The following is a 7,351-nucleotide window of genomic DNA, read 5'->3' on the forward strand; positions in this document are numbered from 1 at the left end:
GGTGAGGGCCTTGGCACCCGGTGGTGCCAGCGAGCCCCTCTCTGTCCTTTTGCCTGAAAGATTCACAGCTGTGGTGGGCTGCTTGCCTCTTCGGCGGCTGAACACACGCGGCAGGTGGCCGCGCTCAGCGCTCTCCAGATTTGTATTCTTGAACCTGTACGGTGGCCTGAGCGTTCATGGGGATTGCGCCTTCGGCGAACCGGCACAGGTTTGCGCCGGTTTCTCTCCAGATTCAGCTTGTTAGTTTAACCCGTACAGGCTGGAGTTGCCAGTCTAAACTCAGGCTTTCTTTTGCAGTGCATCACGAATTTCGCGCAGCAACACGATGTCTTCTGGCGTGGGCGCAGGGGCAGCCGGCGCAGCGGCCTCTTCTTTGGCCAAGGCCTTGGTCAGGTTGTTCACCTGGCGCACCATCATGAAAATAATAAAAGCCAAAATAATGAAGTTAATCAGCACCGACACAAAACTGCCGTACGCCAATACAGGGATGCCGGCCTCACGAACTGCGCTCAGCGTGGGTGCAACCCCCTCAGGCACTTGGGCCAGGGGCAAATACAAATTGGAAAAATCCAGCTTCCCAAAAATACGGCCCACAATGGGCATGATCACATCGTCCACCAGGCTTTTGACAATGCCGCTAAAGGCCCCGCCAATAATCACGGCCACGGCCAGGTCGATCACATTGCCTTTCATGGCAAAAGCTTTGAAATCTTTAATCAAACTCACGGTATCTCCCGAATTGAAAAAATTACGTCAATAAAACCGAATACGCCGCTTGATTATGGCCATGGAAACCCGAGCGCTCAACAGCGTTTGTGCTGGTGCAGTGGTAAAATTGCACCTCTTTGATTCATTTAAAGAAAGTTAACCATGGCAGGACATAGCAAGTGGGCCAACATCCAGCACCGCAAAAATCGGCAGGATGAAAAGCGCGGAAAAATCTGGACCAAGATTATTCGTGAGGTCAGCGTGGCTGCCCGCCAAGGCGGCGGCGACCCCGATGCCAACCCCCGTTTGCGTTTGGCCCTGGACAAAGCCGCTGCGGCCAACATGCCCAAAGACAACGTAAACCGCGCCATCGCCAAAGCCACGGGTGAGGCTGAAGGCGTGAACTACGAGGAAATTCGCTACGAGGGCTACGGCGTGGCCGGTGCGGCCGTGATCATCGACTGCATGACAGACAACCGCGTGCGCACCGTGGCCGAAGTGCGTCACGCCTTAACCAAGCACGGCGGCAATTTGGGCACCGATGGGTCGGTGGCTTTTATGTTCAAACACTGCGGGCAATTCATGTTTGCCCCGGGAAGCAGCGAAGACCACATCATGGAAGTCGCCCTTGAAAACGGCGCAGACGATGTGATCACCCATGAAGACGGCATGATTGAAGTCACCTGCCCGGTGCCGGAATACCATGCCGTGAAGACCGCATTTGAAGCCGCTGGGCTGAATGCAGAAAACGCAGAAATCACCATGAAACCCGCCACCGAGACCGAATTGGAAGGCGAGGACGGCGCACGCATGCAAAAGCTGCTGGACATGCTGGAAGACCTAGACGACGTGCAGCAGGTGTACACCAACGTGGTCATCAACGAATAAGGACAACAACCCCATGAAAATTTTGGTGATTGGCTCCGGCGGCCGTGAGCACGCCATGGCTTGGCGTATTGCCCAAACGCCGGGTGTAAACAAGGTGTTTGTGGCCCCCGGCAATGGCGGCACCGCCCTGGAACCCAAAATGGAAAACGTGCCCATCAGCGATCTGGCCAAACTGGCCGACTTTGCGCAAGAACAAAGCGTGCACCTGACCGTGGTTGGCCCAGAGGCTCCCCTGGCTGCCGGGGTGGTGGATTTGTTCCGCCAGCGTGGGCTGCGTATTTTTGGCCCGGCCAAATTGGCCGCCCAACTTGAAAGCTCCAAAGACTACGCCAAGGCGTTCATGAAGCGCCACAACATTCCCACCGCCGAATACGAAACCTTCACCGATGCCACCAAGGCGCACGCCTATGTGGACGCCAAAGGTGCACCCATTGTGATCAAGGCCGATGGCTTGGCCGCTGGCAAAGGGGTGGTGGTGGCCATGACCCTGCAAGAGGCACACCAAGCCATTGACGACATGCTGCTGGGCAACAGCATGGGCAGCGCGGGCTCCCGCGTGGTCATTGAAGAGTTTTTGGAAGGCGAAGAAGCCAGTTTCATCGTGATGGTGGATGGCACCAATGCCTTGGCCATGGCCAGCAGTCAAGACCACAAGCGGCTGCTCGATGGTGACCAAGGCCCGAACACGGGTGGCATGGGGGCCTACAGCCCCGCCCCGGTGATCACCCCCACCATGCACGCCCGCGTCATGCGCGAGGTGATCAACCCCACCATTGCTGGCATGAAAAAAGACGGCTTGGTGTACACCGGCTTTTTGTACGCCGGGTTGATGATTGACACCAAGGGCGACATCAAGGTGCTCGAATTCAATTGCCGCATGGGCGACCCCGAAACACAGCCCATCATGATGCGCCTAAAGAGCGACTTCGTGAATTTGCTTGACCACGCCATCGACGGCACCCTGGACAAGGTGGAAGCCGAGTGGGACCGCCGCACCGCGCTGGGCGTGGTCATTGCTGCACAAAACTACCCGCAAACCCCACGCACCGGCGACCAAATCACCTTGCGTGCCCAGCCCAGCGACGAAGCGGTCGTGTTTCATGCTGGCACAGTCGAAAAGGAAGGCAGAGCCATAACCTCGGGCGGCCGTGTGCTGTGTGCCACCGCCTTGGGTGACACTGTTCGGCAGGCGCAGGCCAAAGCCTACGAATTGGTGAACACCGTGAGTTTTGACGGCATGCAATACCGCACCGACATTGGCCATCGAGCCATTAACCGCAAATAAACACACAGGGATTGCTTGCACCATGACCCCGCAGCAACTTCAAGATGTCAAAAATTACCTGCAGGGTTTGCAGGCCAACATCATCGAAGGCATAGGCCAATTTGAAGGCAAGGCTTTTTTAAGCGATGCCTGGGAGCGGGCCGAGGGCGGGGGCGGCTGCAGCCGCGTGGTTGAAGAAGGCACCTTGCTTGAGCGTGGCGGGGTCAATTTCAGCCATGTGATGGGCGACAAATTGCCTGGTTCGGCCACCGCCAGCCGCCAAGGTTTGGCTGGCGCCAGCTTTGAGGCCATGGGCGTGTCATTGGTGTTTCACCCCCGCAACCCCTATGTGCCCACCGTGCACATGAATGTTCGCCTGTTTGCAGCCACCACGGTGCAAGGCGAGTCTGTGTGGTGGTTTGGCGGCGGTATGGATTTAACCCCCTACTACGGCTTTGAAGAAGATGCGCGCCACTTCCACCAAAGCTGCAAAAATGCGCTGGCGCCCTTTGGGGAGCATTACCACCCCGCATTTAAAAAATGGTGTGATGAGTACTTTTATCTCAAGCACCGCAAAGAGCCGCGAGGCGTGGGCGGCGTGTTTTTCGATGATTTCTCAGAGCTGGGTTTTGAACAAAGCTTTGCCCTCACCCGCAACGTGGGCGATGCCTTCTTGAAAGGCTACCTGCCGATTGTCGAGCGCCGCATGAATACCCCCTATGGCGAGCGCGAGCGAGACTTTCAGGCCTACCGCCGTGGCCGCTACGTGGAGTTCAACCTTGTATTTGACCGCGGCACGCTGTTTGGCCTGCAAAGCGGTGGGCGCACAGAATCCATCTTGATGAGCATGCCACCGCAAGTGAAGTGGCGCTACGACTGGAAACCCGAGGCGGGCAGCGCAGAGGCGAGGCTTTACACTGATTTTTTGGTTGAACGGGACTGGGTGTGAGCACCTCTCGCCAAATCTGCATCATCGGCGGCACGTTCAACCCCGTGCACCTGGGCCATTTGCAAATGGCTCGCTCGGCCCAGGCCCAGTGCATGGCCGATGAGGTGTGGTTTTTACCTGCGGGGCAGCCCTGGCAAAAGCCCGACGATGAACTGGCCCCGGCTGAAAGCCGCCGCCGCATGGTAGAACTCGCCATTGAAGGCGTGCACTCATGGCGCCTTGAAGCTCACGAACTGCTACACAGCGGGCCCACCTACACCGTCGACACGCTAGAACACCTGTGCGACCAGTTTCCCGACCACGCATTTTCTTTTGTGATTGGTACCGACCAACTGGACAACCTCACCAGTTGGAAGCATTGGCGCAGCCTGTTTGACTATGCTCGCATAGGCGTTGTAGATCGCCTGCAGCATGGCGAGTTCAAGGTGCCGGATGCGCTCAAAAGCCACCTGGTCCACAACCGCCTGTTTCGCATTCCCATGCCCGCCGTGAACGTCAGCTCAACCCACATACGCCGTCAATTCGAGTTGATGCAATCGGGCAACCCAGAGGTGGCCGAAACCGCACGCTATCGCATTGAAGCCAGCCTGCCGGGCCCGGTCTACGAATACCTGATGCGCAACCCAATCTATGGTCGCCCTCAGCCCTGAAAGTTGTTAGAATTCAGGCCATTACCTTTTCCCAGACATTTCATGGATTTGCGCAAACTGCAGCGCGTTGTGATTGACGCGCTAGAAGACATCAAGGCCCAAGACGTGGCCGTGTTCGACACAACCAAACTCACTGGTGTGTTTGATCGCGTCGTGATGGCCTCGGCCACCAACAACCGCCAAACCCGCGCACTGGCCAACAACGTGCGCGAAAAAGCCAAAGAAAACGGCTTTGAGGTGCTAAGCGTCGAAGGCGAGGACACCGGCGAATGGGTGCTGGTGGATCTTGGCGACATCGTGGTGCACATCATGCAACCGGCCATTCGCCAGTACTACAACCTTGAAGAAATTTGGGGCGGCAAACCTGTGCGCGTGAAGCTCAACCCCCACAGCCTGAGCAAGCCCCAGCCAGGCATCGACTTCTTCCCTCACGGGCAAGACGCCTTGAGCAACCAGTACTCTTGAAACTGCATATCATTGCCCTGTCCCACAAAATAGAACCGTGGGCCCAGCAGGCGGTGGAGCAGTTTCAAAAGCGCTTCCCGGCCGACTGGAAACTGACGATCAAAGAGCTTAAACCGGAGGACCGCAGCGGCGGCAAGCCGGTTGAGTTGGTGTTGGCCAAAGAAGCTGAACGCATTCGTGCCGCCATTCCCGCGGGTGCCCGCGTGTTGGCGCTTGACGAACGCGGCGAACGCTTGAGCAGCAAAGCCTTGGCTGAACAGCTTTTAAAATGGCATGACGCCAGCGAAAGCCTGTACCTGGTGATAGGCAGCGCCGATGGGCTAGACCCGCAGTTTAAGGCGCAGTGCCAGGGCATGTGGCGGCTGTCTGACCTCACCCTGCCCCATGCCCTGGCTCGCGTGTTGGCTGTGGAAGCCTTGTACCGCGCCTGGTCGATTGTTGTGGGCCACCCCTACCACCGCGAGTAATCCCCATGCCCAACACCCCCGTGCACCCATCCCAATGCGGCCTGCCCGAAACAATTTGGTTGGCCTCGCGAAGCCCTCGGCGCAAAGCCCTGCTGGAAACCCTGGGGCTCACCGTGCAAGTGTATTTGGCGCAGGGCAGCGCCGAAGCAGAAGCACTGGAAGCCCCACAAGCTGGCGAAGCCCCCCTGCCCTATGTGGAGCGCGTCACCCGCTTGAAATTGCAAACCGCCTTACAAGCCATGCAAGCCGAGGGGCTAAGCGGCATCGTGTTGGCCGCAGACACCACCGTGGCGCTGCACCACACCATACTGGGCAAACCCGAGAGCCCACAGCAAGCCGAATTGATGCTCAAGCAACTGAGCAACACCATCCACCATGTGCACACGGCAGTGGCAGTGGCCAAACTTGGCCGCAATGGCGCATTGGCCGACGTGGCCCTGGCGGTGCAAAGCTCTCAGGTTGGGTTTACGCATTTACCCGATTCATTCATACAAGCCTACATCGCCAGTGGTGAGCCCTTCGACAAAGCCGGTGCCTATGGCATTCAGGGCATTGCCGGGCAATACGTCAGCCACATTTCTGGCAGTCATTCTGGCATCATGGGGTTACCGCTGTTTGAAACAGGCCAACTGCTGCGCCACATCCAATCGGCGGCCCAATCAAGCACGCCAAAACAATCGATTTAAAGCATTAGAAGCAACGGGATGATCAACGAACAAATTCTGGTGAACGTCACGCCCCAGGAAACGCGCGTGGCCATTGTTCAGCATGGGGCCGTGCAAGAGCTGCACATTGAACGCACCTCCACACGTGGCATTGTGGGCAATGTGTACCTTGGCAAAGTGGTGCGGGTGTTGCCTGGCATGCAGTCGGCCTTTGTCGACATTGGCTTGGAGCGCGCCGCGTTTTTGCATGTGGCCGACCTCTGGGAGCACCGCACCTACAACCACCATCAATCGCGCCAAGGCACCACGCCACCACCCGCCATTGAAAAAATGGTGTTTGAAGGGCAAACCATCATTGTGCAGGTGAGCAAAGACCCCTTGGGCACCAAGGGCGCACGCCTGACCACACAAATCAGCCTGGCAGGTCGCATGCTGGTGCATTTGCCACAAGACCCGCACATTGGCGTGTCTCAACGCATTGAAAATGAAGACGAACGCGAAGAGTTGCGCGCCAAACTCACCCGACTGCTGCCCGAAAACACCGGCGGCTTTATTATTCGCACCCATGCAGAGGAAGCCACCGATGAAGAACTGGTGGCCGATGTGAATTACCTGCGCACCCGCTGGCGCGAAATGTTAGAACTCACCCGAAGCAAACCCGCACCCAGCCTGATTTACGAAGACCTCACCATGGCGCAGCGCGTGGTGCGCGACCTGGTGAGCAGCGACACCCAGGCCATTTTGATTGACTCCAAAGAGACCTTCAAAAACCTGGAGGTGTTTGCAGCCACCTACGCCAGCGAGGTCAAAGACCGCCTGCAACTGCATCAGGGTGAGCGCCCGCTCTTCGAGATGTACAACATCGAAGATGAACTGCAAAAAGCCCTCGGTCGGCGAGTGGAGCTGAAGTCTGGCGGCTACCTCATCATTGACCAAACCGAGGCGCTCACCACCATCGATGTGAACACCGGTGGCTTCATTGGCGCGCGCAATTTTGAAGAAACCGTATTTAAAACCAACCTGGAAGCCGCACAAAGCATTGCCCGCCAACTGCGTTTGCGCAACCTGGGCGGCATCATCGTGATTGACTTCATTGACATGACTGGTGATGAGCACAAAAGAGCAGTGTTGGCCGAGCTGCAACGCGCTCTGGACCGCGACCGAGCACGCACCAGCGTGACCGGGTTTTCTGCGCTGGGCCTGGTCGAAATGACGCGCAAACGCACCCGGGAAAGCCTGGCCCATTTGCTTTGCGAGCCTTGCCCAAGCTGCCAGGGCAAGGGGCAGGTTAAAAC

9 protein-coding genes and 1 riboswitch are annotated in these 7,351 nt (G+C 57.6%); of the genes, 8 read left to right on the top strand and 1 reads right to left on the bottom strand.

Going from position 1 to position 7,351, the window contains the following annotated elements; all coding sequences use genetic code 11:
- Window positions 1-31: 31 nt before the first annotated feature.
- Window positions 32-148, bottom strand: a riboswitch (glycine riboswitch).
- A gap of 131 nt (window positions 149-279) precedes the next feature.
- On the bottom strand, window positions 280-726 hold the full coding sequence (gene mscL / locus ACEQU8_RS03170) for a large conductance mechanosensitive channel protein MscL (RefSeq protein ID WP_370261408.1): 447 nt from the start codon (window positions 724-726) through the stop codon (window positions 280-282).
- A gap of 144 nt (window positions 727-870) precedes the next feature.
- Between mscL and ACEQU8_RS03175 the strand changes: the two genes are divergently transcribed.
- The 8 genes from ACEQU8_RS03175 to ACEQU8_RS03210 form a co-directional block, all read left to right on the top strand.
- A complete protein-coding gene (locus tag ACEQU8_RS03175) occupies window positions 871-1,596 on the top strand; it encodes a YebC/PmpR family DNA-binding transcriptional regulator (RefSeq protein ID WP_370261409.1) in 726 nt (241 codons plus the stop codon).
- Between the two features lie 13 nt (window positions 1,597-1,609).
- Window positions 1,610-2,881 (top strand): phosphoribosylamine--glycine ligase, encoded by a 1,272-nt coding sequence (gene purD / locus ACEQU8_RS03180; RefSeq protein ID WP_370261411.1) that lies wholly within the window; start codon window positions 1,610-1,612, stop codon window positions 2,879-2,881.
- A gap of 22 nt (window positions 2,882-2,903) precedes the next feature.
- Window positions 2,904-3,809 (top strand): oxygen-dependent coproporphyrinogen oxidase, encoded by a 906-nt coding sequence (hemF, locus tag ACEQU8_RS03185; protein ID WP_370261413.1) that lies wholly within the window; start codon window positions 2,904-2,906, stop codon window positions 3,807-3,809.
- Window positions 3,806-4,459, top strand: a complete 654-nt coding sequence (gene nadD / locus ACEQU8_RS03190; protein ID WP_370261415.1) for a nicotinate (nicotinamide) nucleotide adenylyltransferase — start codon at window positions 3,806-3,808, stop codon at window positions 4,457-4,459. The genes hemF and nadD overlap by 4 nt, the downstream gene beginning before the upstream one ends.
- 42 nt (window positions 4,460-4,501) lie before the next feature.
- Complete coding sequence (gene rsfS / locus ACEQU8_RS03195) at window positions 4,502-4,924, top strand: ribosome silencing factor (protein ID WP_370261416.1); 423 nt, start codon at window positions 4,502-4,504, stop codon at window positions 4,922-4,924.
- Window positions 4,921-5,391, top strand: a complete 471-nt coding sequence (gene rlmH / locus ACEQU8_RS03200) for a 23S rRNA (pseudouridine(1915)-N(3))-methyltransferase RlmH (protein WP_370261417.1) — start codon at window positions 4,921-4,923, stop codon at window positions 5,389-5,391. Before rsfS ends, rlmH begins: the two co-directional genes overlap by 4 nt.
- A 5-nt stretch (window positions 5,392-5,396) precedes the next feature.
- Window positions 5,397-6,077, top strand: coding sequence for a nucleoside triphosphate pyrophosphatase (locus ACEQU8_RS03205; RefSeq protein ID WP_370261418.1), 681 nt, complete (start codon window positions 5,397-5,399; stop codon window positions 6,075-6,077).
- Window positions 6,078-6,098: 21 nt separating this feature from the next.
- The coding region (locus ACEQU8_RS03210; RefSeq protein ID WP_370261420.1) for a ribonuclease E/G at window positions 6,099-7,351 on the top strand (1,253 nt) is incomplete at its 3' end.

This window comes from Limnobacter sp. (assembly GCF_964228395.1).
Classification (GTDB): Bacteria; Pseudomonadota; Gammaproteobacteria; order Burkholderiales; family Burkholderiaceae_B; genus Limnobacter.